Source organism: Ideonella benzenivorans, assembly GCF_020387415.1.
GTDB lineage: Bacteria > Pseudomonadota > Gammaproteobacteria > Burkholderiales > Burkholderiaceae_C > Ideonella > Ideonella benzenivorans.
In genome coordinates, this window is record NZ_JAGWCB010000007.1 from 148,266 (window position 1) to 174,337 (window position 26,072).

The 26,072-nt window shown below is 71.7% G+C and carries 15 protein-coding genes; 10 read left to right on the forward strand and 5 right to left on the reverse strand.

The window, feature by feature from the left end; translation table 11 throughout:
- Window positions 1–34 precede the first annotated feature (34 nt).
- Window positions 35–1,759: a ShlB/FhaC/HecB family hemolysin secretion/activation protein gene (locus KGA65_RS03760; RefSeq protein WP_225861806.1), complete on the reverse strand. Its 1,725-nt coding sequence runs from the start codon at window positions 1,757–1,759 to the stop codon at window positions 35–37.
- 359 nt (window positions 1,760–2,118) lie between these two features.
- On the opposite strand from KGA65_RS03760, the gene KGA65_RS03765 reads away from it, so the two are divergent.
- Together KGA65_RS03765 and KGA65_RS03770 are read left to right on the forward strand one after the other, a co-directional pair.
- The gene (locus KGA65_RS03765) at window positions 2,119–2,874 is read left to right on the forward strand and encodes a helix-turn-helix domain-containing protein (RefSeq protein ID WP_310740933.1); all 756 of its coding nucleotides are present in this window, start codon (window positions 2,119–2,121) and stop codon (window positions 2,872–2,874) included.
- On the forward strand, window positions 2,874–5,231 hold the full coding sequence (locus tag KGA65_RS03770) for a sensor histidine kinase (protein WP_225861808.1): 2,358 nt from the start codon (window positions 2,874–2,876) through the stop codon (window positions 5,229–5,231). Before KGA65_RS03765 ends, KGA65_RS03770 begins: the two co-directional genes overlap by 1 nt.
- A 37-nt stretch (window positions 5,232–5,268) precedes the next feature.
- On the opposite strand, the gene KGA65_RS03775 is transcribed toward KGA65_RS03770, so the two are convergent.
- The 3 genes from KGA65_RS03775 to KGA65_RS03785 all read right to left on the reverse strand — a co-directional run bounded on the left by KGA65_RS03775 (window position 5,269) and on the right by KGA65_RS03785 (window position 10,707).
- Window positions 5,269–7,197: a B12-binding domain-containing radical SAM protein gene (locus tag KGA65_RS03775; protein ID WP_225861809.1), complete on the reverse strand. Its 1,929-nt coding sequence runs from the start codon at window positions 7,195–7,197 to the stop codon at window positions 5,269–5,271.
- A 46-nt stretch (window positions 7,198–7,243) separates the two neighbouring features.
- Window positions 7,244–9,580 (reverse strand): ATP-binding response regulator, encoded by a 2,337-nt coding sequence (locus tag KGA65_RS03780; protein ID WP_225861810.1) that lies wholly within the window; start codon window positions 9,578–9,580, stop codon window positions 7,244–7,246.
- Window positions 9,581–9,702: 122 nt separating this feature from the next.
- On the reverse strand, window positions 9,703–10,707 hold the full coding sequence (locus KGA65_RS03785; RefSeq protein ID WP_225861811.1) for an LLM class flavin-dependent oxidoreductase: 1,005 nt from the start codon (window positions 10,705–10,707) through the stop codon (window positions 9,703–9,705).
- Between the two features lie 45 nt (window positions 10,708–10,752).
- Between KGA65_RS03785 and KGA65_RS03790 the strand changes: the two genes are divergently transcribed.
- The 8 genes from KGA65_RS03790 (at window position 10,753) to KGA65_RS03825 (ending at window position 24,946) form a co-directional block, all read left to right on the forward strand.
- The gene (locus KGA65_RS03790; protein WP_225861812.1) at window positions 10,753–11,037 is read left to right on the forward strand and encodes a hypothetical protein; all 285 of its coding nucleotides are present in this window, start codon (window positions 10,753–10,755) and stop codon (window positions 11,035–11,037) included.
- Window positions 11,034–11,396 (forward strand): hypothetical protein, encoded by a 363-nt coding sequence (locus KGA65_RS03795; protein ID WP_225861813.1) that lies wholly within the window; start codon window positions 11,034–11,036, stop codon window positions 11,394–11,396. Before KGA65_RS03790 ends, KGA65_RS03795 begins: the two co-directional genes overlap by 4 nt.
- 208 nt (window positions 11,397–11,604) lie before the next feature.
- On the forward strand, window positions 11,605–14,757 hold the full coding sequence (locus tag KGA65_RS03800; RefSeq protein ID WP_225861814.1) for a PAS domain-containing sensor histidine kinase: 3,153 nt from the start codon (window positions 11,605–11,607) through the stop codon (window positions 14,755–14,757).
- Window positions 14,754–15,401: a response regulator gene (locus KGA65_RS03805; RefSeq protein ID WP_225861815.1), complete on the forward strand. Its 648-nt coding sequence runs from the start codon at window positions 14,754–14,756 to the stop codon at window positions 15,399–15,401. The genes KGA65_RS03800 and KGA65_RS03805 overlap by 4 nt, the downstream gene beginning before the upstream one ends.
- A 43-nt stretch (window positions 15,402–15,444) precedes the next feature.
- The gene (locus KGA65_RS03810; RefSeq protein WP_225861816.1) at window positions 15,445–16,509 is read left to right on the forward strand and encodes an HD-GYP domain-containing protein; all 1,065 of its coding nucleotides are present in this window, start codon (window positions 15,445–15,447) and stop codon (window positions 16,507–16,509) included.
- Window positions 16,510–16,543: 34 nt separating this feature from the next.
- Window positions 16,544–20,449 carry a PAS domain S-box protein gene (locus KGA65_RS03815; protein WP_225861817.1) on the forward strand — a complete coding sequence of 1,302 codons (3,906 nt, stop codon included), beginning with the start codon at window positions 16,544–16,546 and terminating at the stop codon, window positions 20,447–20,449.
- A 149-nt stretch (window positions 20,450–20,598) separates the two neighbouring features.
- Complete coding sequence (locus KGA65_RS03820; protein ID WP_225861818.1) at window positions 20,599–21,423, forward strand: CheR family methyltransferase; 825 nt, start codon at window positions 20,599–20,601, stop codon at window positions 21,421–21,423.
- Window positions 21,424–21,505: 82 nt separating this feature from the next.
- Window positions 21,506–24,946 (forward strand): patatin-like protein, encoded by a 3,441-nt coding sequence (locus tag KGA65_RS03825; protein WP_225861819.1) that lies wholly within the window; start codon window positions 21,506–21,508, stop codon window positions 24,944–24,946.
- On the opposite strand, the gene KGA65_RS03830 is transcribed toward KGA65_RS03825, so the two are convergent.
- Entirely contained in the window at window positions 24,927–26,057 is a 1,131-nt protein-coding gene (locus KGA65_RS03830; protein ID WP_225861820.1) for a metallophosphoesterase, read from the reverse strand. The two genes, KGA65_RS03825 and KGA65_RS03830, sit on opposite strands and share 20 nt — an antisense overlap.
- Between the last annotated feature and the right edge of the window lie 15 nt (window positions 26,058–26,072).

The following is a 26,072-nucleotide window of genomic DNA, read 5'->3' on the forward strand; positions in this document are numbered from 1 at the left end:
GGTGACGGCGGCGTCTCTGGGGACTCGGCCGGGCTCAGTAGGCGACGTTCAGCTGCACCCAGGCGCGTGATCGCGCGGCGCGGCCATCGGCGTCCAGCCCGGTGGCGCTGCGGCCGGGGTTGCGGCCGATCACGTGGGCCCAGGCGCTGCGCAGGTTCCAGCGCTCGCCCGCGAGGTTGAAGCCCAGGCCCGCGCCCGTCAGCGTGTAGCGGTTGGCCTGTCCTTCGGGCAGCGCGCCGCTCCACAGGTTGTGGTGCTGGGTGACCCAGCCGGCATCGAAGAAGACCAGGGCCTGGCCGCGCAGGTCGAAGGCGCGCACGTCACGCCGCAGTTCGAGGTTCAGCAACGTGCCTTCGTCGCCCGAGGCTTCGCCCACGGGGTAGGCGCGCACGCCGGACGGGCCGCCCAGGATGAATTTCTCGGAGGAGTCGAGGTTGGCGGTGGCGAACTGGCCGTTGGCCGCGAGCAGCACCGACCAGTCCGCCAGCCCCGGCAGGGTCTGGGTGCGGGCCAGGCGCCAGCTCAGCTTTTGATAGCTGCCTTGCGTGCCGGCCCCGAGGCGATCGGCCTCGTTGTCGTCGGCGTTGCCCGACAGGCCCACGGTGCCGGAGGTGATGCCGGCGCCGAAGTCGAAGGAGCCACCACCGCCCAGCTCGTCGTAGTGGTTGCCGGAAAGGCCCAGCGTCGCGCTGTCGACCACGCGGCGGTGCAGCGCCACGCCCAGCGTGTCGTCGTCCAGCCGGGTGTCGGCGGCGTCGAGCGTGGCCCACAGGTTGCGCTCACGGCCGCGTATCAGCGGGTAGCTCAGGCCGGCGCCGAGCGTGCGCGCGGTTCCGGTGAGGTCCAGCGGCGCCAGATCGAGGCCGACGCGGTAATGCATGTAGGACGCATTGACGTTGGCGCGCAGGCCTTCGGGCAGCACGCCCCAGGCATAGCTCAGCGCGGCCTGGTGGGTGCGGCTGGTCTCGCTGAGCGAGAGGTCGGCCACGTCCTCGTGCTCGAGCGGACGGAACCAGCTGCCATGGACGCCGACCCGCACGGAGCCGGTGTAGCGGTTGGTGAAGTTGTCGACCGAGGCCCCCAGACCCCAGGGCCGTTGCGTCTGCACCTGCGTCTGGATGCGGCTGGTGCCGGGCTGCTCTCCCTTGTCCAGCGCGGAGCGCACGCTGATGCCGGGCACGTCGCGCATCAGCAGCAGCGCGCGCTCCACGTCCTCGGCGCGGGCCGGCCCGTCGTGCAGGTTGGCATCGGCGATCGCGCGCAGACGCGCCTGCAGGGCTTCGTCACCACCGTTCAGGGTCAGCCGGCCGGGGCCCTCCTGCAGCCGTCCGGCGAGCACGGCGATCTGCAGCTCGCCGCCGCTCAGGTCCTGGCGCGGCAGGTAGGCGCGTGCCAGCAGGTAGCCCTTGGCCTGCAGCCGCGCGGTGACGCGCGCCGCCAGGGCCTGCAACTGGCCGTGGTTCAGGCGCTGGCCCAGCGCATCGGCCACCCAGGATTGCAGTTCGGCCTCGGTGGCCAGGTCCTCGGCGCCGGTGAAGCGCACGCGCGACACCAGGGCGCTCAGACCGGGGCCTGCCGGGGTGGCGGCCGGTGCGGCCTCCAGCCCGGGCTCGGCGGCGTGCTGACGCGGCGGCGTCTCGACGCGCTGGCGTTCATTGAGCAGCTGACCGGCATCCGGCGGTGCCGCCAGCACCAGCAGCGGTGACAGGCCCAGGAGCGCCGACGCCATGCGCAGGCGCTTGATTCGTTGCAACTTCATTGGTTCCCTTTTCTGCTCGTTCGTTCATCCATGGCGGACCCGCGGCTTGGTGGCGGATCCGTCGGTCCTGGCGCTTTATCGGTGAGTGGGTTGCACCGGGCTTTTGCGGAAACGGACGAAGCTTTTGGGGAACGGAATTAGGGGGGCGCGGCGTTTGGATTTCCGTGGATCAATCACAGCTGCGTTGGCGAACTGCAACGATTTGTGAACGGGCGGCGCTGCACAATGAAATCCACTTCAACCAATGCCAGCCCCACCGATTCGTGACGAGCGTCCCGTCGTTGGCAAGTGCCATGTCGACCCACTCGTTTGTTGAACCACTGCCGGAGTCCCTTTCCTCCCGCCCTCTGCTGCTGCTCGTGGACGATCAGCTCGCCGAGGTGCGCGAGCTCACGGAGTTGTTGCGTCCTCTCTACCGTCTGGCGCTGGTGGCCGAGGCCCGGTCGGCCCTGTACCGGGCCCAGGCCCTGCAGCCGTCGCTGGTGCTGCTGGACGTGGGCATGCCCGGACTGGACGGCTTCGCGCTGTGTCGGCTGCTGAAGACCGATCCGCTGACCCGCCACATCCCGGTGCTGTTCGTCAGCGCGTACGGTGCGCCGACGGAGCGCGTCCGGGGGCTCAGCCTGGGGGCGGTGGATTTCATCAGCAAGCCCATCTGCCCCGAGGAGGTGCTGGCGCGTATCCGCGTGCACCTGCGCCTGGCCGAACAGGCCCGTCACGGCCCCGAGGCGGCTGGGGAGGAGGCATCGCCAGCGGCCCTGAGCCGTGACCCGGAGGCGGTGCTGGTGCACAGCGCGGTCGCCTTCATCCGCGAGCACCTGGGCGAGGAGCTGTCGGTCAGCCAGATTGCGCGGGAGGTCGGGACCTACGAAAAACGCCTGCTGGCCTTGTTCAGTGCGCATGTCGGCCAGACGGTTTCCGGGTTTCTGCGCAGCGAGCGTTTGAACACGGGCTTGCGGCTGCTCACGGAGACCGAGATGCCGGTCCAGGAGATTGCGCGGCAGGTGGGCTACGGCAATCCGGGCAACTTCTCGACGGCCTTCCGGGACCGGCATGGCCTGAGCCCGCAGGCCTATCGGCAGGCGCATTGGCAGGGCCGGCGGAACACCTCTTGATGCGCCAGCTGCTCCTTTGTGGCTGCCTGCTGGTGCTGTCGGTGTTGTTCCCGGGGGGCGTGGCAGCCCAGCCGGTCCTGAATCTGAGCTCCAGCGATCAGGCGCCGATCGCCTTGGCTCCGCAGGGGCTGCTGTACGTGGACCCGACGGCCTCGCCCGATCCGCAGACCCTGTTCGCCCAGGGGGGGCCGACCTTCCAACCCGCCACGGCCGCTGCGCTCGCGCCGGGTTACAGCGCCTCCGCATTCTGGTTGCGCTGGGTGCTGCACAACCCGGAGGACCAGCGGCAGGTCCACATCCTGGTGCTGGAGCCGGCGCGCATGGAGTCTGTCGCGCTGTTCTGGCGCCGAGTGGGGGAGGGCGGGTGGCAGCATGCCCGTGCTGGCACCGATCAGCCGTTTTCCGCCCGCGAGATCCGGACACGTGCGAGTGCGTTTGCCATCCGCCTGGCACCCGGCGAGACCCGCGAGGTGTTGCTGCGCGTGGCCAGCCGCGGGGCCGTGTCCCTTCGGCCGACGCTGTGGCGGCCGACCCAGCTGTTGATCGCCTCCACGTGGGACAGCTGGGTCGAGAGCCTGATGCTGAGCCTGCCGCTGATGCTTGCGCTGCTGGCCGGTGGCCTGTATCTGGCGCAGCGTCAGCCGGTGTTCGGCCTCCTGGCCGTCTACCTGCTGCTGGCCTTGCTCTATGAGGCCGCAATGCGGGGGGCCGCCTTCGCGCTGCTGTGGCCCGATGCCACGGATTGGGCGCAGCGCTCCCTTGGTGTGCTGGGCACGGCGGCGACGGTGGCACAGGCGCTCACGATGCGCCAGGTGCTGGGAGGGCGACAGCGCCAGCCGCGGCTGGACCGGGTGTTGCTGGGGGTGATGGCCCTGAGCGGGCTGGTGGGTGGGTGGTGCCTCTGGGGTGACTACCGGCAGGCCACCCAGTGGAATGGGCGGGTTCTGCCCTTGTTGATCGCCACGACCCTGCTGGTCAGTGTGCGTGGGTTGAAGACCGGGGGAGCGCTGGGCCCGGCGTGGCTCTTTGCGATGTTCTGCCAGCAACTGGGCTTGTTGCCGCGTTACCTGGCCTTGCTGGGCGTGATGCCCAGCACAGCGCTCATTGAGAACAGCCCCCTGGTGGGCACGCTGGTGGGATCGATCACGATGATGGGCGCCGCGCTCTACCAGCTGGGCCGTGAACGTGCTCAGCAGGCCCAGAGGCTGGAGGCCACCGTGCGCCAGCGCACCGCCGAGCTGGTGGATGCGAATGCCCGTGCACGTGCCAGCGATGTGGCCAAGGGGCGGCTCCTGGGGTACATCGGCCATGATCTGCGCGGGCCGCTGGCGTCGATGGTGACGCTGACGCGCCGCCTGGGCCAGGGGCCCGCATTTGAAGCTGACCGGCGGGCCATCGAGCAGAGCGGGCAGATGCTGCTGGAGACCATCGACGACCTGCAGCGCTTTGCGCGCAGTCCCGAAGCCGGTGCCACGCCAGAGATCATCCCGGCACCGCTGTGTTTGCATGGCCTGCTGATCGAGGTCGTCGAGCAGGCGCAGGCGATGGCCCTCAGCGGTGGGAATGCGTTGCAGCTGGTGCGTGGCCCCGGTCTGCCGGGGGTCGTGGAGCTCGATGCCAGGCACCTGCGCCAGGTCTTGTTCAACCTGCTGTCGAACGCGGCCAAGTTCACGCGCAACGGCCGGATCGAGCTGGTGGCTCAGGCCGTGGACGGTCTGCTGAGGCTGGAGGTGATCGACACCGGGCGGGGTATCGCCGAGGCCGACCTGCCGCTGGTGTTTGAGCCCTTCGTCCGCGCCGCCAGCCAGGGGCGACTGCCGGGGCTGGGGCTGGGCTTGAGCATCGCGCGTCAGGCCGTGCGGGCCATGGGCGGGCGCATTTCCGTTCGCAGTCAGCTGGGGATGGGCAGCCGCTTCCGCGTGGAGTTGCCCTGCCTGGTGGCCAGCGAGGATCAGGTCCAGTGGCCCTTGCCGGAAGCCGAGCCAGGGGCCGGTCGGCTGGGCCAAGGCCGGCGGGCCCTGGTGCTCGATGCCTGTGCAACGGCCCGCGCCGCCCTGGCCGAACGGCTGGCCCTGGCTGGCTTTGACCGGATCCTGGAGGCCGCATCGCTGGATGAGGCACGTGCGTTGATGGCCACCGCACCGGAGGCTTTGCCGCTGTTGCTGGTGCTGGAGCCGCAGACCGTTCCGGTGGAGGTGGCGGTGCCGGCGCTGCGGCGGTGGCTGGGGGAGGCCCCGGCGACGCTTCGCTGCACGGTGCAGCCCGAGGGGCCGGAGGAGGTCGCCAAGCCGGCGCCGTCCACCCAGTGGTGGGCCGCATTGCAGTGCGTCCTGGCGGGGCGGGATCCCGGCGTCTGAGCGCGCAGCGCCTTTGGGGGGGACGGCCGACGCGGCCTCAGCCCTGCGACTGCAGCGCCTTGGCGATGCGCTGGCGGCCCACCGTGGGCCGCGGCAGCTTGCCGGGCAGGTGATCGAACCAGGCGCGCACGTCCTCGTCCAGGCCGATGCCGTGCATGTAGTTGTAGATGGCCTTCTTCAGGCCGCGGCCCAGCGCGTCGTGGTCGGTGCCGGTGGGGTCGATGAAGCCGACGTCGTTCTTGGCGAACTGGCCTTCGGGCAGCGGCAGCAGCGTGATGCCGTAGTCCGCAGGGTGCTGGCCCACCGGGGAATGCACGGTGCAGGCAAAGCGGTGGAAGAAGCCGCTGTGGATGCAGCCGTTGGCGAACAGCTGGCGCACGTACTCCAGGGCGTCGATCGTGTCCTGCAGCGTCTGGGTCGGGAAGCCATACATCAGGTAGGCGTGCACCAGCACGCCAGCGTCGGCAAAGCCCTGGGTCACGCGGGCCACCTGCTCGACCGAGACGCCCTTCTTCATCAACGCCAGCAGGCGGTCGGAGGCCACCTCCAGCCCGCCGCTGATGGCGATGCAGCCGCTCTCGGCCAGCAACTGGGCCAGCTCGGGGGTGAAGGTCTTCTCGAAGCGCACATTGCCCCACCAGCTCACCGGCAGCTGGCGGCGCAGCAGTTCCTCGGCCAGGGCGCGCAGCATCTTGGGCGGGGCGGCCTCATCCACGAAGTGAAAGCCCGTCTGCCCGGTCTCGGCGACGATGGCCTCCATGCGGTCGACCAGCACCTGGGCGGTGGTGGTCTCGTAGCGACCGATGTAGTCCAGCCCCACGTCGCAGAAGCTGCACTTCTTCCAGTAGCAGCCCTGGGCCACGGTCAGCTTGTTCCAGCGCCCGTCGCTCCACAGCCGGTTCATCGGGTTGAGCATGTCCAGCAGGGACAGGTAGTTCTGCAGCGGCAGGCCGTCCCAGGTGGGCGTGCCCACCTCGGCGAAGGGCACGTCGGGCTCGGGCCAGGCGATGCGCCGCACGGCGGCTTCGGGGCCAGCGCCTTCACGCACAAAAGTGCGCACCAGGCGCTCGCGGCCACGCTGGCCTTGCAGGTGCTCGATCAGGGCCAGCAGCGGGCGTTCGCCGCTGTCCAGCGTCACGTAGTCGACGAAGTCGAACAGGCGCGGTTCGGCCAGCTCGCGCAGCTCGGTGTTGACGAAGCCGCCACCCAGCACGATGGGCAGCGCCGGCTGCAAGGTCTTGGCCGCCTGGGCGATGCGCAGCGCGCCATAGACCGCGCCGGGGAAGGGCACCGACAGCAGCAGCAGCTGGGGCCGGTGGCGGGCCAGCGCCTCAGCCGTCAGCGTGGCCAGGGTGCGGTCCAGCAGGTGGGGCGGGGTGGCCAGGGCTTCGGCCAGCGGGTCGAAATGCGGCTGGGCGGTGGCCAGCTTCTCGGCGTAGCGGACGAACTCGAAGCGCGGGTCCACCGCCTCGCGCACCACGTCGGCCAGGTCGTTCAGGTACAGGGTGGCCAGGTGGCGGGCGCGGTCCTGCAGGCCCAGCGCGCCGAAGGCCCAGGCCAGCGGGTCTTCACCCTCTTCGGCGGGGTAGCTGTCCAGGGCCTGGAAGCGCGCGCCTTCGGGCAGGAAGCTGCGGGTGTTGATGCGGTGGGCCAGCGTGGGGTCGCGCCCCTGCAGGAAGGCGATCACCCGGGCCACGGTGACGCGGTAGGTCGGGAACTCGGCCAGGAAGTGGCTCACCTGCGGTGGGCGCTGGCGCTCGGGCAGGGCCAGCGCGGCCGTGCGCAGTTCGTCCAGGCCGGCGGGCGTGAACAGGCGCAGCACCAGGCCCAGGGCCAGGTCTTCCTGCTGCGCGTCAAAGCCGCGCGAGCGCAGAAAGCCGGTCAGGTAGGCGGTCGAGGGGTAGGGCGTGTTCAGCTGCGTCATCGGCGGGATGAGGCTGAGCACGCGGTACGGGGTCGGGGTCATGCAGGCGCGGCCGGAGGAGCGCGGCGGCCGGGCGCCGCCAGGGCGGTCATTGTGCCAGGGGGGCGGCGGAGACCCCGGCGGGCCGGGCGGGGGGCAGCTGCTGGCGCAGGCGCCGCAGCAGTTCGTCGCGGCCCATGGGCTTGACCCACAGATCCCGGAAGCCGGCCGCCAGGGCGTTGTCCCGCCGACAGGGCAGGGCATCGGCCGAGAACATCACCGCCCGCGGCAGGCGGCCCAGTTGCTGGCGCAGGCGGGCCAGCAGCTCCAGGCCGTCCACGTCCGGCAACTGACCGTCGATGATCCACAGGTCGCAGGCCGGGGGCTGGGCCAGTGCGCTGGCCCCATCGGGGAAGACCGAGAGCCGCAAGCCTGGCTCGGCCGCCAACATGGCCTCCAGCAGCAGCACATTGGTCTCGTCGTCCTCGACGTAGGCGATGTGGGCCTGCAGCGGCGGCAGGGGCTCGGCCGGCGGCACCGGCGTGGCCTGGGGCGGGGCGCTGCGCCGCAGCACGACGGTGAAGCAGGTGCCTTCGCCCAGCCGGCTCTCGACCGTGACATCGCCGCCCATGGCCTCCAGCAGGCGCTTGACGTTGGACAGGCCCAGACCGGTGCCCTCGACGGTGCGGTCGGTGGCCTCCAGTCGTTCATAGGGCCGGAACAGGCGGGGCAGATCGTCCTCGGCAATGCCGCAGCCGTTGTCCTCCACCGACAGACGCACCTTGTCGCTGTCCTGGATCCAGCGCAGCGCCACCTGCCCACCGGTGTCGTTGTACTTGATGGCGTTGCTGAGCAGGTTGGCGAGCACCTGCAGCAAGCGGGTGCGGTCGCCCCGCACCCACAGCGGCGTGTCCGGCTCGCCGTGGCGCGGCCACTGCAGCTGGACGCTGGCGGCGCGGGCCTGGGCCTGCACCAGATGCACGGCCGAGGCGACCAGCGGGGCGACCGCCACCGCCTCGTCCCTCTGGGGCACCCCGTGCGGCGCATTCAGGCTGGCCACGGCCAGCACGTCATTGACCAGGGCCAGCAGGTGCTCGCCGGCTTCGCGGATGTGCAGCACCTCGTCGCGCTGCGGACCGGACAGGGCGGGTGTCGGCCGTTCCAGCAGCATGTCGGCAAAGCCCAGCACCGCCGCCAGCGGGGTGCGCAGGTCGTGGCTCCAGCGGGCCAGGAATTCGGTCTTGGCCCGGGCCGAGGCATGGGCGGCCAGGGCTTCGGCCCGCTCGCTCACCGCGATCTGCAGGCGCTGGCGCATGTCGTCGAGCGCCCCGGACAGGCGGGCGATCTCGTCACTGCCATCGACCTGCACCCGCTCCTCGAACCGCCCGTCGGCCAGCCGGGCCGAGGCCCTCTGCAGGGCGCGCAGCCGCAGCACGGTGGAACGCTCGAAACCGCGGTACATCACCAGCAGCACGATGGCCACCAAGCCGACGCCCAGCAGGGAGATCGCCCGTCCGCGCTGGGCCTGGCGCAGATCGCGCTGGGCATCGGCCAGCAGCCGGGCCGAGAAGTGCTGGGCCAGGCCGTCCAGCCGGTTGATCGCCACGGTGCCGGCCTGGAAATGCCCGGCGGCGGCGGCGGTGCCGCCCTGGTGCGCGCTCACGGTGGCCAGGGACCGGGCGCTGAAGGCGTTGGCCTGGGCCAGCGCCTGGGTCAGTGGCTGGGGCTGGGACGGCCCGCCCAGCAGCCGGTCGGTCGCAGCCACGGCTTCCCGCGCGCTGCCCACCGCCTCCAGCTGCTGCATGGCGCCGCCGGTGTAGAGCATGTAGCGGTTCACGTCGGCCGGCTCGTATTCCTCCAGCGTTAGCACGGCGCTGCCCCAGCCGCGTTGCCGCCCCAGGGCTTCGAGCAGCATCGGCAACTGCTGGAAGGCCAGGTGCAGCAGCGCCGCGTCATTGCGATCGCCCGGATCGGCGTCGGGGCCGATGCCCACCCGGGCGTTCAGGTTCAGCAGCGCGTCGATGACCGCGTTGTGGCGCACGAAGTTGCGGTCGGGTCGCCCGGGGTCGCTCAGGCGCATCAGGTCGTGGACCTCGGTCACCAGCGGCGGGCCGCCCACCGCGTCGGCGGTGCGCCACTGGTCGGGCGGGATGGCGTCCCGGGCTTCGTAGAGCAGCCGGTCGACCCGCTTTTGCACCTGCACCAGCTCCGGGCTGACGGCCTCGCCGCCGGCCAGGATGCGGGCCGACAGGCCGCGGTGCACCGCCAGGGCGACCGCCAGCTCGCGCAGGCGGCTGCTGCGCAGCAGCGCGGTTTCACGGGCCTGGGCCTGCGCCACCCGCTGGTCGTAGCGCGAGGCGACAAAGCCGACCATCGTCGACAGCGGGCCGGCCAGCACCACGCCGATCACGACGAACTTGGTGCGGAAGCTGAGGTGGTCGAACAAATGCCGTGGACCCCGGATCCACCAGCGAATGCCTGAGAGAAGGGAAGTCAGCCGACCCATGACATGCGTTGTGCGCTGCACGGGCCATGGTAGCCGTCTCCCGGGGGCTGCGGGCCAGGCGCTTAGGAGAAATGCGTCACGCGGGCCAGCCCCTGGTAGGACGCCAGCCGGGCGGCCGGGTCGTGCACCGCGCAGGCCACGATCAGTTCGTCGGCCCGGGTGCGCGCCAGCAACTGCCCCAGCTGTTCGGTCACCCGGGCGGTGTCGCCGACGGCCCGCACGGCCAGCATGCGCTCCACCCCGGCCTGTTCCTCCGGCCGCCAGCGCCCGGCCAGCTCGGCCGGGTCGATCGGGCGTGGCAGCGGCCCGCGCTGGCCGCGCAGCATGCCCAGCACCCGCAGCTGGGCGGAGGTGAACAAGTGTTCGGCCTCGGCGGTGGTGTCGGCCAGCACCACGTTCACGCCCACCATGGTGTGCGGCCGGGGCCAGCGGGCGGAGGGGCGGTAGGTGCGGCGGTAGATGTCCAGCGCGTCGTCCAGCAGATCCGGCGCGAAATGAGAGGCGAAGGCGAACGGCAGGCCCAGCCAGGCCGCCAGCTGGGCCGAGAACAGGCTGGAGCCCAGCAGCCAGACCGGCACCTCAGTGCCCTGGCCAGGGATGGCGTGCACGGTCTGGCCGGGGCGCTCCTCACTGCCCAGGTAGCCCAGCAGCTCCTGCACGTCCTGCGGAAAGGCGTCTTCGCTGGCGGCCAGGGCCTGTCGGCGCAGGGCGCGGGCGGTGGCGCCATCGGTGCCGGGGGCGCGGCCCAGGCCCAGGTCGATGCGGTCTGGAAAGAGCGTGGCCAGGGTGCCGAACTGTTCGGCCACCACCAGCGGCGCGTGGTTGGGCAGCATGACGCCACCGGAGCCGACCCGGATGCGCGAGGTGGCCGCCGCCACCTGGCCGATCAGCACGGCCGTGGCCGAGCAGGCCAGGCCGTCCATGTTGTGGTGCTCGGCCAGCCAGTAGCGCTGGTAGCCCCAGGCTTCCGCCTGGCGGGCCAGCGTCAGCGTGTTCTGCAAGGCCTGGGCCGTGCTGCTGCCCTCCGGGATGGGCACGAGGTCGAGGATGGACAGGGGGATCGTCATGGCCCGCATCCTGCCCGAGCCGCCGCCAGCGTACACAATGACGGCATGAAGACCTTGTTCTCGTTGCTGGTCAAGGCAGTGGCAGCCGTGTTCGGGCTGGCGCTGATGGCCAGTCTGATGCTGGTGGGCCTGACAGCGGCCCTGGGGTTGCTGGTGTGGGCCAAGCTGCGCGGCCGTCCGGTGGTGGCGCCGCGCTTCACCTGGGTGCGCACGGGGGCCTTCTCGGCGGCCGGGGGACGCGCGGCCCCGGCCGATGTGGTGGACATCGACGCCCGCGAGGTGGCCGAGACCGTGACCGCCTTGCCGGCGGGGGAACGTCCCAAGCGATGAGCGAGCGGCTGCCACCGCCGGAGCGCTGGCAACAGGATGTCGCCGAAGGGGATGTGGCCCTGCTGGACATCCCGGCCGTGCTGGACCACGAGCGGGTGTTCGAGATCGATGTGCGCTTCGAGGTTGTCCACCCTGGCGAGGACACCACCGGCTGGCATGCCCTGCAGGTGGAGCTGGACGGCGCCCAGGCCTGGGCGCGCCGGCTGGAGACCCCGGCAGGCAGCGCCGATTCGCTGGACTACCACTGCCGCCGCCGGGTGCCTGCGGGGCAGCCGCTGCGCGTGAAGGCGCAGACCCGTGTCGGCCCCGGCGTGCGGCGCTGCCGCCTGCGGATCGAGGCGGAATCCGGCGGCGATTGACGTCGGCGCGAATACCGCCGGGAATATCCCGGTCATCCCGGGCTGTGTCGGGTCAGATTCCCCCTATGATCCCACGGTCTTTCATGAGCAGGAGCAGGCCGTTTTGAACGGGTGGGGTGACACCGAGCAGCGGCGGATCAGGTCGGGACGACCCTGGTTCGCGGGCGGTGCCTTGGCGGGGGGGCTGGGTCTGCTGTGGGGCGCCTTCTTGGGCGCCGGAACCTGGGCAGATCCTGGGCTGACCCTGGCCGGCCTCCTGGCGCCGGTGCTGCTCGCGTCGAGCCTGTTGGCCTGGCATTGGCGGCCGCGCTGGTCGGCGGTGTTGGCGCTGGCTGGCATCGCGCTGGCCCTGGTGCTGGGGCTCAAAGGGGCGATGGGCGCCGTCGCCGGCGCGGTGCCCAGCGGGCGCGGGATGCCGGGGGGGGCACTCGGGTGGGCGAGCTGGTTGGGGCTGACCGGTGCCACGGCCGTGGCACTGTCGCTGCGCGGCCGGCCGGCCCTGATCGGGGCGGTTGCCGGCGGGTTCCTGGCCGCGTTGCTGGCCCTGGCTCTGCTGGCCCGGGCCTTCTGGGCGGAGGTCGAGGCCGGGCTGTCGCCGTCTGCGCTGCTGGTCGGGGGGGCGCTGACCTTGGCCTGTATCGAGGCCGTGCATGCGCGGGTGCGGGCGCGGATGCGCACCCACCCCGACGAAGCGTTGTCCTGGCTGGTGGTGCAGTGGGCCGGCGCCGGCGCGCTGGGCATGGGGCTGGCCGGTCTGGCCGGTGCGCTGGCCGCCCACCAGGGCTTGTCCCTGGCCGGGCTCCTGGTCGGTGCGGTCCTGTTGGCGTTCGCCGGCTTGGGCGGCCTGGCCTGCGGGCTCTGGCGGGGCGTGCAACTCTGGCGGGTGCAGGCTACCCAGGACCGCCAGGGGTGGGCGGCGCTGCCCTTGCCGGCCATGCTCGTCGATGCGCGCGACCGCATTCTCCGCATCAACCGGGCGGCGGAGGCCCAGCTCGGGCTGGTGTCGGCCGAGGCCCAGGGAACCCCGCTGGCGCGCTGGTTGCCAGAGCTGGACCAGGCTGCCGAAGAGGACGGGGTGCGCCGGCTCGAGGCCGTCACCGCCTCGGGGGCGCGCATTCCGGTGGCCTGCCACACCACGCCGCTGACCGGCACCATGGCGGCCCGGGTGCTGCAGTGGCGGGATCTGCGGCCCGAACTGGCCCGCGCCAGCGCGCTGGCCCACAGCCAGTCCCTGGTGCGGACCGTGGCGTGGAGCATGGCCATCGGCTCGCTGGGGGAGGAGCCGCGGATCGAGACCGTGAATGCCGCCTATGCCCGGATGCTGGGCTACACGCCGGAGGAACTCCTGGGGGTGCCGGTCCGGCAATGCATCGCGGTGCGTTACTGGCCGGATCTGGCCGCCGCCCGGGAGCGGACCTGTGCCAGCGGCAGTGCCCAGGTGGAATTGCGCCATGTGCACCGCGATGGCCATGAGCTGCCCACGCTGGCCAGCCTGTCACTGGTGCGGGACGCGCTGGACCGCCCCCGGCATGTGCTGGTCAGCGTGCAGGACATCAGCGCCCTCAAGACCGCCGAGCAGCAGGCCACGCAGCTGGCCACCCGCCTGAATGCGGTGCTGGCGGCGATGCCGGTGGGGGTGTGGATCGGCGATGCCGACGGCCGGACCGCGCAGGTCAACCCGGCGGTGCAGGCGCTGGGGCTGGACGGTGACACGGTGCGCAGTCTGGGGCGGGGCGACCACGAGTCCCTGATGCGGCGGGCGGTGATCACCGGTGGACCGGTGCTGAGCGGCATCCGCCGGATGACCGGCTCCGAGGGCCAGCCCCGCGAGCTGCGGGTCACGGCCCAGCCGATCCGCGATGGCGAGGGCCGCGTGGTGGGAGCCCTGGCCATCGACGAGGATCTGACCGAGATCCACCGCCACATGCAGGCCCAGGGCCATGCGGCCGAGCTGCTCGAACGCATCTTCAACGCCTGCACGGTGGGCATGGCCCTGGCCGACCCGGACGGTCGCATCCTGCGCTGCAACGTGGCCTGGCAACTGCTGGTCGATGCGGCCCCGGGCCAGTCGCTGCTGGACACGCTGGACGAGGCCGATCGGCCGCCCCAGCGCGAGCTGCTGGGGCTGGTGGTGCAGGGCGAACACAGCGTGCGCCAGGGCGAGTACAAGCTGCGGCGACCCGGTGGCGCCGCGGGCTGGATGGCCCTGACCTTCAGCCGCCTGCCCGGCGGGCCGGGCCAGGCCGGCCAGGTGCTGGTGCAGGCCGCCGATGCCGAGCCCCGCCGCCGGGCCGCCGAGGAGATCGCCGCCGGCCACCTGCGCCTGGCGGCGGCACAGAAGATGGCCGGCATGGGCGAGTGGCAGCTCAATGTCGACACGGACGAGGTCACCTGTTCCAGCGAGCTGCTGCGTCTGGTGGGCTATGGCCTGGAGGACCGGGTGCTGCCGCGAGGCCGCTGGCCCCAGCGCCTACACCCCGAGGACCGGGCGGCCTTTGCCACGGCGGTGGATCAGGTGCTGCGCAGCGGGGACCGGCTGAGCGTGGATGTGCGGCTGCGCCGCCCCGAAGGGCGCGAGATGGTGGTGCACATCCACGGCGTGATGCAGCGCCATGGCCCGCACCGGCTGCTCACCGGCACATTGCAGGACGTGACCGAGCGCAAGCGCATCGAGGACGCGCTGCGCGACTCGCAGGAGCAGCTGCGGGCCCTGGTGACCTATGAGGACCACCTGATCGAGGACGAGCGCAAGCGCATCGCCCGCGAGGTCCACGACGAACTGGGGCAGTTGCTGACAGCCTTGCGCATGGACCTCTCGATGCTGCGCCAGGGCCTGCCGGCGGGCAGCGACCAGCTGCAGCGGGCCGAGCGCATGCGCGAGACCATGGCCACCATGGCCGATGTGGTGCGCCATGTGGCCTCGCATCTGCGGCCCGGCGCGCTGGACATGGGCCTGGTGGCCGCCATCGAGTGGCTGGCGGAGGACTTCTCGCTGCGCTGGGAAACCCATTGCGAGCTCGATCTGCCGCACGACCTGGAGCCGCGCCTGCCCGAGGCGGCCGCGCTGGCGCTGTTCCGCGCGGTGCAGGAATCGCTGACCAACATCGCCAAGCACGCCCGTGCCACCGAGGTCACGATCCGGCTGCAGCAGCATGGCACGACCCTGCACCTGTCCGTCTCGGACAATGGGCAGGGTTTCGATCCGCAGGCCGTGGCCGCGCGCCGGGGGGGGCTGGGGCTGCTGGGCATGCGTGAACGAATGCTGGCCATCGGGGCGGAATTTCACATCACCACCCGTCCCGGCGGTACCGTGGTGGATATCCTTTACGACATGGCCAAGACACCCACACCACAACCATGAATCCCATCCACGTCATCCTGGCGGACGATCACAGCATCGTCCGCAGCGGTCTGCGCCAGCTGCTGGACAGCACCGAGGGGCTGCAGGTGGCCGGCGAGGCCGCCCACGGGGAGGCCCTGCTGGCCCTGCTGGCCCAGACGCCGACCGACATCGTGCTGCTGGACCTCTCGATGCCCGGCCTGAGCGGGGTGGACCTGATCAACCGCATCCATCACAGCCACCCGAACCTGCCGATCCTGATCCTGTCGATGCACGTCGAGGCGCCCATCGTGGCCCGGGTGCTGCGCGCCGGCGCGTCGGGTTATGCCACCAAGGACTGCGACCCGCAGACGCTGGTGACCGCCGTGCGTCGTGTCGCCGAGGGCGGACGCTTCATCGATCCCTCGCTGGTCGACTCCGTCGTCTTCCAGCTCGATCGGCCGGACAGCGCGGGCGGCCTGCCGCACGAGACCCTGTCGCCGCGCGAGCGCGAGGTGCTCGAGCGCATTGCCTCCGGACAGGCCCTGGGACAGATTGCCGACGATCTGCACCTGAGCCCCAAGACCGTCAGCACGCACAAGATGCGGCTGATGCAGAAGCTCTGCCTGCAGACCAATGCCGATCTGCTCAAGTACGCCGTGCGCCACGGCATTACCAGCAGCTGAGCCGCGCAGGCTCCGGGCACCTGGGCGTTGGGAGAGCAAGACCATGGATTTCAATGAACGGATGCACCCCCAGGGGGACGACGCCCCGTTCCGGGTGCTGCTGGTGGACGACGAGCCGCTGCAGTGGTTGCTGGTGCGGGAGATCCTGGCGGCGCCGCGCTACATCGTCGACGTGGCCGCCAATGGCGAGCAGGGGTTGGCGCGGCTGGCCGAGGCCGAGTTCGACGTCGTGCTGACCGACCGCCGCATGCCGGGCATGGATGGCGACGAGTTCTGCCGCCAGGTGCGGCGCCAGCCGGGCCTGGCCATGCTGCCCATCCTGATGGTGACGGGCAGCAATGCCTCGGCCGACCTGCTGGCCGGCCTCAGCGCCGGGGCCGACGACTTCCTGGGCAAGCCCTACCACCCGGTGGAGCTGCAGGCCCGGGTGAACGTGGCGGTGCAGCGCAAGCGGGCCACCGACCAGCTCGACAGCACCGAATCCACCCTGTTCGCGCTGGCGCGCATGGTCGAGGCCAAGGACGAGAACACCGGCGACCACTGTTCGCGCCTCGCCCACAAGGCCATGGCGCTGGGCCGGGCGATGGGCCTGTCCCAACAGGAGCTGATCGCGCTGCGCCGCGGCGGCGTGCTGCACGACATCGGCAAGCTCGGCATCCCCGACCAGATCCTGCTCAAGCCCGGGCCGCTCACCGACGAGGAATGGGTGGTGATGCGCCAGCACACGACGATCGGCTACCACCTGGTCTCCAACCTGCGCAGCATGCGCTTGACGGCGCCCATCATCCGCCACCACCACGAGCGCTGGGATGGCAGCGGCTACCCCGACGGTCTGGCCGGCGAGGCCATTCCGCTGCTGGCCCGGGTGTTCCAGATCGTCGACATCCACGATGCGCTGACCTATGAACGCCCCTACAAGCCGGCCTTCAGCGCCGAACAGGCCCGGGCCATCCTGCTGGAAGAGGCCGCCCGGGGCTGGCGCGATCCGGCGCTGGTGAACCTGTTCCTGGCGCTGATCGACCGCGACCCGCAGTGGGGCTTCGAGCACCCATCGTCTGGCGACGACCTGGGGGCCCAGCTCTACACCGACATGTTCCAGGCCGGTTGAAGACCTGCCGTTTGCTTGCTGGACGCCCCCGCGCATGGCCGATCTGTCCCTGTTGAATCCGCAATCCCAGCCCCGTCTGCGTGAAGGGACGGCGCTGGAATGGCGGCGCGCGCTCACCCTGCTGCTGCCGATGCTGGCCGTGTGGATGCTGGAGCTGACGCCGATGGGTGAAAGCGTCCACTTCCCGCAACTGGGCTACCTGGGGGTGCACACGGTGTTCGAGGTGCTGGCCCTGTCGATGGGGCTGCTGTGCTTCGGGCTGCTCTGGCTCACCCCGTCCAGCGCCCGCCGCACGTCCACCGTGGCCCTGGCCAGTGCGGTGGCGGCCACCGCCGGTCTGGATCTGCTGCACCTGTTGTCCTATGCCAGCATGCCCGATCTGGTCACCCCGTCCAGCCCGGAGAAGGCGATCGCCTTCTGGCTGGCGGGGCGCATCTGTCTGAGCGTGGGGTTGCTGGTGGCCGCCTGGGTGCCCGCCGGCCAGCTCACCGGCGATGGGCAGCGTCTGGCCTGGCTGGGCGGCATGCTGGGCTTTGCAGCGCTGGCCACCGGGGTAATCCTGTGGCGGCCCGACTGGCTGCCGCGCACCTTCATCCCGGGGCAGGGGCTGACCGGCCTCAAGGCCGGGCTCGAACTGGCGCTGGCCCTGGCCAATCTGGGCGTGGTGGCGCGTCTGCGCTGGGTGGCCCGGCAGGCCGGCCTGCCGGCCACGACCCTGGCCGTGGCGGCGGCCTTTACCGCCGTGGCCGAGCTCTGCTTTGCCACCTATGGCAGCCCGTCCGATCTGCTCAACGGCCTGGGGCATGTGGCCAAGATCGCTTCCTATGTCTATCTGGTTCGCACTGCGTACCTGCTGGCGCTGTGGCAGCCGCTGGAGCGCGCGGGCGGCCTGGCCGACGCGCTGCAGGCCAGCGCCAGCCCCACGCTGATCTGCGATGCGCAGGGCCTGATCCGCTGGATCAACCCGGCGTTCGTGCGCTCCACCGGCTTCGCGCTGGAGGACCTCAAGGGGCAGGCCCTGGCCCGGCTGCAGCGGGAGGGCGATGGCCCGGCCTGGGCGGCCCTGACGGCGGCGCTGGCCGAGGGACGGCCCTGGCAGGGCCATGTGCGCATGCCCCGCCAGGATGGCGGCGAGTACCTGGACGACCGGCGCCTGACCCCCATCCGCGACGCGCAGGACCACCTCAAGGGCTTCGTGATGACCGGCGACGACATCACCGAGCGTGAGCGGCAGGCCCGCGCGCTGGCCACCGGCGAGGAGCGCATGCGTGCGCTGCTGGGCTCGGCCCCGGATGCGGTGGTGGTGATCGACCCGCAGGGCCAGATCCAGCTGGTGAACCAGACCACCGAGCGCATGTTCGGCTACGGCTGGTCCGAGCTGGTGGGCCAGAACGTGCGGCAGCTGATGCCGCCGCCCGAGGCCGCGCAGCACGACGAGCACCTGCGGTGGTTCCTGCAGACCGGCCAGGCCCGCATCATCGGAGCCGGCCGGGATGTGGAGGGCCGGCACCGCGATGGCCACGCCCTGCAGCTGCACCTGACGGTGAGCGAGGCGCTGCTGCCCGAAGGCCGCGTCTTCATCGGCTTCATGCGCGACACCAGCGAGCAACGCCGGGCCCAGCAGGCCTTGCGCGAACGTGAACAGCGCTACCGGGCCCTGATGGACACCGCGATGGACGGGGTCTTCATCTGCGATCTGGAAGGGCGCTTTCTGGAGGTGAATGACGCCTACGTGCAGCGTTCCGGGTATGCGCGCGAGGAACTGCTGCGGCTGCGGATCGCCGACCTGCAGGCCGAGCTGGGCACGTCCGAGGTGGCGGACCGCATCCGCGCGATCATCCAGCAGGGGCATCTGCAGTTCGAGACCTGGCACCGCAGCAAACAGGGTCAGCCCTGGCCGGTCGAGATCAGCGCCGCCCACTGGGCCGCCGGGGATGGCCAGCTGTTCGTCTTCGCCCGCGACCTGACCCCGCGCAAGGCGGCGGAACGCGCGTTGCGCGACAGCGAGGAGCGGCTGGCGCTGGCGCTGCGCGGTGCCAACGACGGGCTGTGGGACTACGGCTTTGCCGAGCGCTCGCTCTACCTGTCCAGCCGCTGGAAGGAGATCCTGGGCTGTCCCGAGACGGAACTGCCCAGCACGGTCGAGCGGGTGCGCCAGCGGCTGCATCCGGAAGATGCCCTGCGCGCCCATGCCGCGGTGGCCGATGTGCTCTCGGGCCGCGACGGCGACCGCTTCGAGGTCGAGCTGCGCATGCGCCACCAGGATGGGCACTGGGTGCCCGTGCTGCTGCGCGGCCAGCTGGTGCGGGGGGAGGATGGCGCCGCGGTCCGCATGATCGGCACGCTGCAGGACCTGACCGAGCGCCGCCGGGCCGAGCAGGCCCTGCGCGAGAACGAGGACAAGCTGCGCAACCTGTTCGAGCTCTCGCCACTGGGCATCGCCCTGTGCACGATGGACGGGCGGCTGGTCGAGTTCAACGAGGCCTTCCGGCGCCTGACCGGCTATGACAGCCAGGCCCTCAAGGCCCTGTCGTACTGGGACCTGACCCCGGCCGAATACGCCCGTGCCGAGGCCGAACAGCTCCAGGCCGTGGCCCACACCGGCCGCTATGGCCCGTACGACAAGGAATACATCCGCGCCGATGGCAGCCGGGTGCCCCTGCGCTTCAACGGGGTGCGCATTGAGCTGGCCGGCCAGGCCTACCTCTGGTCCATCGTCGAGGACCTGAGCATCCAGCGCCGCATGGAAGCCGAGCGCGAGGTGCTGCAGCAGCAGATGCAGTCGCAGAAGCTGGAGGCCCTGGGGCACCTGACCGGCGGCATCGCGCACGACTTCAACAACATGCTGGCCGGCATCATGGGCCTGGCCAGCCTGGGGCTGGAGCGCCATGTGGCGGACACCGACGGCAAGCTGGCCCAGTACCTGCGCGAGATCGTGCGCACCAGCGAGCGCGGCCGCGACCTGGTGGCCAAGATGCTGGCCTATGTGCGCACCGAGGAGGCGGGGCCGGTCCAGGCCCGCGACCTGAGCCCGGTGGTGGCCGAGATCTGCGAGCTGCTGCGCTCCTCGCTGCCCAGCAGCATCCACTTCAGCCCGCGCTGTGACAGCGGGGTGCCCCCGGTCAGCATGTCGGCGGTGGACATGCACCAGATCGTCATGAACCTGGTGGTCAATGCGCGCGACGCGATCGGTCCGCACGGCCACATCGAGCTGAGCTTCTCGGTGCAGGACCTGGGCGACACCGTCTGCACCAACTGCCACCAGCATCTGCAAGGGCCCTGCGTGGTGCTGGAGGTGCGCGACGACGGCCCGGGCATTCCCCCGGACGTGCTGCCCAAGATCTTCGACCCCTTCTTCACCACCAAGGAGGTGGGCAAGGGCACCGGGCTGGGCCTGGCCTCGGTGATCGGCCTGGTGCACCGCGCCGGAGGCCACATGCGGGTGCTGACGCCGCCCGAGGGCGGCACGGTCATGCAGGTGATGCTGCCGCCGGCCACGTCCGCGCCGGTGCCCGAGCCCGCGCCGCTGCGGCCGGTGCAGTTGCACGGCGGAGAGTCGGTCTGGGTGGTCGATGACGACGCGGCGGTGCTGGTGTTCCTGACCGAGTTGCTGCGTGAGCGTGGTTTCGAGGTCACCGCGTTCGCCGACCCCCGCCAGGCCCTGGACGCCTTGCAGGCGCTGGGCCGTGATGGCACCGGCGCCCCGCATCCGGTGGCCCTGATCACCGACCAGACCATGCCGGGCATGAGCGGCGCCGAGCTGAGCCGGGCGGTGCTGGCCATGCTGCCCGGTCTGCCGGTGGTGCTGTGCACCGGCTACAGCGAGCACATCGACGCCGAGTCGGCACGGACCCTGGGCGTGCGCTGCTTCCTGCGCAAGCCCTTCGACTCCCAGGAACTGTTGGCGGCACTGGCCGACGTGCTGCCGACGCAGCCCTGAGCGGCCTGTCAGGCTCCGCCGAGGGCGGGCTCAGGAAGCGCTGAGCATCGGGACAGCCTTTATCCGATGGCCGATCCCCGGGGGGCTTTCTAGCATGCCGGGATGCTGCCCCCACTGCGTCTGTCCCACTGCCTGCCTGGCCTTTGGCCATGACCGGGGCCCGCATGCCCGCGCTGGTGCTGGACGAGGCGGATTTCTGCCTCTGCCGGGACTGGCTGCGCGCGGCCGCAGGGGTCGAACTGCCGCCGTCGCGCAAGCCCTTCGTGGCCGGGCGGCTGGCGCGGCGGGTTGCCGAGCTGGGGCTGGCGGGCTTCGGCCCCTACCTGCACCGGTTGCGGGAAGACCCGGCCGAGCATGCGCGGGCGCTGGACCTGCTGCTCTCCCATGAAACCCGCTTCTTCCGCGACCCGGGGCCGCTGCTGTGGCTGCGCGACCGGCTGCGTGCCCGGGTGGTCAGGGCGGCGCCGGCGCGGGTCTGGAGCGCCGGCTGCTCGACCGGGCAGGAGGCCTACAGCATTGCGATGGTGCTGGACGACGCGCTGGGGCCAGCCGGCTGGGAGGTGCTGGGCAGCGACCTGTCGCTGCGGGTGCTGCAGCGGGCCCGAGAGGCCGCCTACGACCTGCCCGCCTGCAGCGAGCTGCCGCCGGCCTGGTTCCAGCGCTATGCCCGCATCGGCCACGGCGAGCAGGCCGGGCGGTTCCGAATGGTGCCGACCCTGGTGAGTCGGGTCCGCTTCGAGCCGCTGAACCTGATCGGCCCTTGGCCGGCGCTGGGCCGGTTCGATGCGATCTTCCTGTGCAACGTGCTGTGCCACCTGACGGCCGATGTCCGGCGCAGCCTGGTGCCGCGCCTGCTGGGTTGCCTGGGCCCGGGCGGCGCGCTGGTGCTGGGGGCGGCCGAAACCCTGCCGGAGCCACTGCCACCGCTGATGCGGGCGGTGCCTTCGGTGTACGTCCTGCGGCCCGGCGGGTGACGCGGAGGGCGCCGGCGCTGGCATGATGCACCCGCCAGACCGGACCGCCGGGGCCGGTGGCGCAGCACAGGGGGAACGGAACATGGGCCCTTCGAGCCTTCAGCCGGATTACGCCAGCGAGGTGCGCTTCGGCGTCGTCATGTACGGCGGCGTGGCGCTGGCCATCTACATCAACGGGGTGGCCAACGAGCTCTACGAGCTGGCCTGCGCCACCCCCAAGCGCGGCGATGTGCCGGCGCCCGAGGGCAGCACCCGGGCGGTCTACCGGCGGCTGTCCTGGCTGCTGCACGACCCAGCCCTGCGGGCGGCCTATCTGCAGCACCTGGACGGCCAGGGGCCCGACCCGTTCGCCCAGGGTGAGCCGGCCGAGCACGGCCAGCGGGTGCGTTTCGTGGTCGATGTCATCTCCGGCACCTCGGCCGGCGGCATCAACGGCATCTTCCTGGCCAAGGCGCTGGCCCAGGGCCAGGCTTTTGCCCCGCTCAAGCAGCTGTGGGTGGACGAAGGGGACATCGCCCGCCTGATCAACGACAAGGCCTCCTATGCCGGCATCGAATACGCCCAGCGCGAAGGGGCGCCGCAGTCGCTGCTCAACAGCGACCGCATGTACCTCAAGCTGCTGGACGCGATGGAGGCCATGGCGCCGGCCGTACCGCCGGTGGGGCGGGACGAGTCGGCCCTGTCCGACGAGTTGGACCTCTTCGTCACCACCACCGACATCCGCGGCGCGGTGGTGCCGCTGCGCCTGGCCGACAAGGTGGTCCATGAGAAGCGGCACAAGCAGGTGCTGCAGCTGCAGTACCGCGGGGCGGGTGGCCAGACGCTCTACAGCGACTTCCGCACCGAGCTCACCCCCTTTCTGGCGTTCGCCGCGCGCTGCACCTCCTCCTTCCCTTTCGCCTTCGAGCCGATGACGGTGGAAGATGCGCTGCGCCTGGCCCGGCTGCGCCCCGGCGGCGGTGCGGTGGAGCCCAGCGCCTGGCGCGGCTATCTCAAGGGCCTGTCGGCCGATGACCTGGCCAGCGGGCAGTGGCAGCGCCGGGCCTTCGGCGATGGTGGCTATCTGGACAACAAGCCCTTCAGCTACGCGGTGGAGGCGCTGTCCTGGCGGCTGTCGGCGCTGCCGATGGAGCGCAAGCTGCTCTACGTCGAGCCCACGCCCGAGCATCCCGAGCGGGAGCGCCAGGTCTTCGACGCCAAACCCGACGCCTTGCAGAACGCGGTGGATGCGCTGGCCCGCATCCCGCAGTACGAGACCATCCGCGAGGACCTGGAGGCGGTGCTCAAGCGCAACCGGCGCATCGAGCGGGTCGAGCGCATCGTGCGCCGGGTCGAGCTGGATGTGGAGACGCTGGCCGAGGAGCCTTTTGCCCGCGTGCTGCTGGACCAGAACGGCGAGGTGCCCGACTGGTCCGCGCTCGACCTGGGCGACATGATCCGCTACTACGGCGCGGCCTTCCTGCCTTACCGGCGGCTGCGGCTGGAGACCGTGAGCGACGACCTGGCCGACCGCCTGGCCATGCGCTGGGGCGTGGACCGCCACGCCGACCTGCAATACGCCATGCGGGCCCTGGTGCGGGCCTGGCGCGAGGCGCGCTACTTCGAGCACCGGGACGAGGCCAACGCGCAGCACCGCGCCTCCGTCAATGCCTTCCTGGAAGCCTACGACCTGGGCTACCGCTTGCGGCGGGTGGGCTTTCTGCTGCGCAAGACGCACCAGCTCGGGCGCCTGCTGCAGGGCCTGCGCACGGCGGGCGCATCGCTCAGCGAGGCCGACGAGGCGCTGCGCCAGCGCCTGCAGCGCTATGGCGATCCGGCGGCCCTGGCGGGCAGCCGTGGCGTGGACGCGGCCCTGGTGCAGCTGCGCGCCGGCCTGGCGCGCGCCATGGGCGAGCTGCGCGAGGCCAACTGGCCGGGGCCGGACCAGCGGCCCGCCAAGGGCACCGAGGACGAACGGCAGCAGCTGCAGCGCGTGCTGCGGCTGCTGCTCGGTGAAGCGCTGGACCCGCCGCTGACGGCCTTGCCCTCTGAAGACGGCGGCGAGGTGTCCATCGCCCTGGGCCGCTTGCCCCCGCTGCAGGCCCAGCGCACCTTGCAGGAAAACGTGTTCGCCCGCGCCCAGGCCCTGTTCCAGCTGGCCAACGCGGGTCGGCGCACCCACCTGCAGGCGCTGCTGGAAGACGACCTGGCGGGGCTGGGCACGCAGTTTCGCCGCTACACCCGCCGCTCACCGGAGCGCAGTGCCACGGCGCTGCTGGTGCGTGAACTGCTGGGGCAGCCCCGGCTGGTGCCGCAGGCGGCCGGCCCGCGCCGTCGCATCACGGTGCAGCTGCAGCCGGTGCAGAACTCCGGTGACGACGCGGCGCTCAACAGCCCGGCGGGCCACACCCTGCGGCAACTGCTGGCGGAGTACTACCTGCGCTTTGACGAATACGACCAGATGTCGTTTCCGCTCTACTACGACACCGGCACCAGCGAGCCGGCCGCGGTCGAGGTGGTGCGGGTCAGCCCGGAGGACGCGCCCAGCCTGGTGCCGCCGCAGGTGGGGGGGCGGCGCAAGCTGGCGGGCGACAGCCTGTTCCACTTTGGCGGCTTCCTGGACGCCCGCTGGCGCCGCAACGACATCATGTGGGGCCGCCTGGACGGGGCCGAACGTCTGCTGGCCGCGTTGCTGCCCGGCGAGGACGATACCCGCCTGCGCGAGGCGCTGCTGGCCCAGGCCCAGCGCGCCATTCTGCGCGAGGAGATGGCGCCCGAGGGCTACGACGAGCTGGTGCACCGCTTCGCCGACGCGCTGCTGGCCCAGGGGCAGCCGACGCTGCAGCAGGCCTTCGGGGCGTTGTGGCAGCAGCTGGGGCCGGACGACGCCGCGCGCGGCCAGCGCACCGCGCAGGCCCTGAAAGCGGTGCTGGGCGATGGCGGTCTGCTGGCCTATGTGGCCGGGCAGTACGAGGTGAACCGCCAGCTGGACACGCCGCGCATGCTGGACAACGCCGCCCGTGCGGTCACCGTCACCGGGCGGCTGCTGCAGGCCCTGGAGCAGAAGCAGCGCATGCAGGCCAGCCGGGCGGTGTGGCTGACCCGGTCCGGCCTGGCGCTGCAGGCGCTGCTGGCGGTGTCGCTGCCCGGCAGTCTGCCGCGCGCGGTGCTGCGCCACGGGCTGGTGCTGCTGTACGGGGTGGAAGGGCTGGTGCTGCTGGGCGGCTGGCTGCTGGCCGCGCCGGGGGCGCGCAACTTCGCCCTGGCCGCCCTGGCCCTCACGGCGATGGTGCACCTGGCCACCGTGCTCACCGGCGACCTGATGGTGCGGCGCACCGGCCGGCTCAAGGCCGCGGCGGCGCTGCTGGCCCTGGTGCTGGGCTGCCTGGCCGGGGTGGGCGGCTGGACCCTGTGGCAGTTCGGGCCGACGGCGGTGCTGTGCACCGTGCCGGCCCTGGCCGATGGCCTGGGCCGGCTGTGTGACGAACCCACCGACCCCGCGCCCGATGGCTCGGACGAGGACGTCAGCCCGCCACCAACCTGAGCAGCGTGATCTCGGAGGGGGCGCCCACCCGCTTGGGCGGGCCCCAGTAGCCGGTGCCACGGCTGACGTAGACCCACATCTGCCGGACCCGGTGCAGGCCGGCCACGAAGGGCTGCTGCAGCGGCACGAACCAGCCCCAGGGCCAGAACTGGCCGCCGTGCGTGTGGCCCGAGAGCTGCAGGTCGAAACCGGCGGCCGCCGCCGCCTCGGCGCTGCGCGGCTGGTGGGCCAGCAACACCTTGGCGCCGGCCCCGGCCGGGGCGCCGGCCAGCGCGGCCTGCGGGTCGCTGCGGTGGCTGGGCTCGAAATGGTGGGCGCTGTAGTCGGCCACGCCGGCCAGCACCAGCGGGCTGCCATCGTGCTGCAGCGTCACATGCTCGTTCATCAGCACCCGCACACCCAGGCGCTGCACCTCGGCCACCCAGTCGGGGCCGCCGCTGTAGTACTCGTGGTTGCCGGTGACGAAGAAGGCCCCGTGGCGGGCCCGCAGCTGGGCCAGCGGGGCCACCTGTTCGGCCAGCTGCGCCACCGAGCCATCCACCAGGTCGCCGGTGATGGCCACCGCGTCCGCCTGCAGCGCGTTGACCGTGTCGACCATGGCTTGCAGCTGCGCGCGGCGGATCGTCGGGCCGATGTGGATGTCGCTGAGCTGGGCGATGGTGAAGCCCTGCAGTGCCGCGGGCAGGCCGGCGATGGGCACCTCCACCGTCACCACCGGCGGGCGGCGGCGGGCCTGCCAGGCGCCCCACAGCGTCAGCGCCAACGCTCCGGTCAGCACCGTGCCGGCGGAATCGGTGGCCAGGCCGGCGGTGTTCAGCGCCCACAGGCCCAGCGCGTGGCCGGCGGCGGCCGCGCCCAGCAGCACATCACGCAGCAGGGTGAGCACCAGCAGCGAGGACATCCAGCCCATGGCCACCAGCCCGGCGATGGTCAGGCCGCGGTGGGCACTGCCGTGGCCGCGCCGCCCCAGGCCTTGCGGCACCAGCCAGGCCGAGAGGATCAACAGGACGGCGGTCGCCACGGCCGCAGGGCCGGGCAGGGCAGGGAGCAGCCGCCAGCCCAGGTAGGCGTGCAGCAGGGCCGACAGGGTCGGCAACGTCAGGCGAGGCATCCTGATCAGATGGGG

Bases quoted from the DNA above. Each gene is read 5' to 3' on its own strand.
- KGA65_RS03760 (WP_225861806.1), bottom strand. From the start codon at position 1,759: ATGAAGTTGCAACGAATCAAGCGCCTGCGCATGGCGTCGGCGCTCCTG.
- KGA65_RS03770 (WP_225861808.1), top strand. From the start codon at position 2,874: ATGCGCCAGCTGCTCCTTTGTGGCTGCCTGCTGGTGCTGTCGGTGTTG.
- KGA65_RS03775 (WP_225861809.1), bottom strand. From the start codon at position 7,197: ATGACCCCGACCCCGTACCGCGTGCTCAGCCTCATCCCGCCGATGACG.
- KGA65_RS03785 (WP_225861811.1), bottom strand. From the start codon at position 10,707: ATGACGATCCCCCTGTCCATCCTCGACCTCGTGCCCATCCCGGAGGGC.
- KGA65_RS03790 (WP_225861812.1), top strand. From the start codon at position 10,753: ATGAAGACCTTGTTCTCGTTGCTGGTCAAGGCAGTGGCAGCCGTGTTC.
- KGA65_RS03795 (WP_225861813.1), top strand. From the start codon at position 11,034: ATGAGCGAGCGGCTGCCACCGCCGGAGCGCTGGCAACAGGATGTCGCC.
- KGA65_RS03805 (WP_225861815.1), top strand. From the start codon at position 14,754: ATGAATCCCATCCACGTCATCCTGGCGGACGATCACAGCATCGTCCGC.
- KGA65_RS03810 (WP_225861816.1), top strand. From the start codon at position 15,445: ATGGATTTCAATGAACGGATGCACCCCCAGGGGGACGACGCCCCGTTC.
- KGA65_RS03815 (WP_225861817.1), top strand. From the start codon at position 16,544: ATGGCCGATCTGTCCCTGTTGAATCCGCAATCCCAGCCCCGTCTGCGT.
- KGA65_RS03820 (WP_225861818.1), top strand. From the start codon at position 20,599: ATGACCGGGGCCCGCATGCCCGCGCTGGTGCTGGACGAGGCGGATTTC.
- KGA65_RS03825 (WP_225861819.1), top strand. From the start codon at position 21,506: ATGGGCCCTTCGAGCCTTCAGCCGGATTACGCCAGCGAGGTGCGCTTC.
- KGA65_RS03830 (WP_225861820.1), bottom strand. From the start codon at position 26,057: ATGCCTCGCCTGACGTTGCCGACCCTGTCGGCCCTGCTGCACGCCTAC.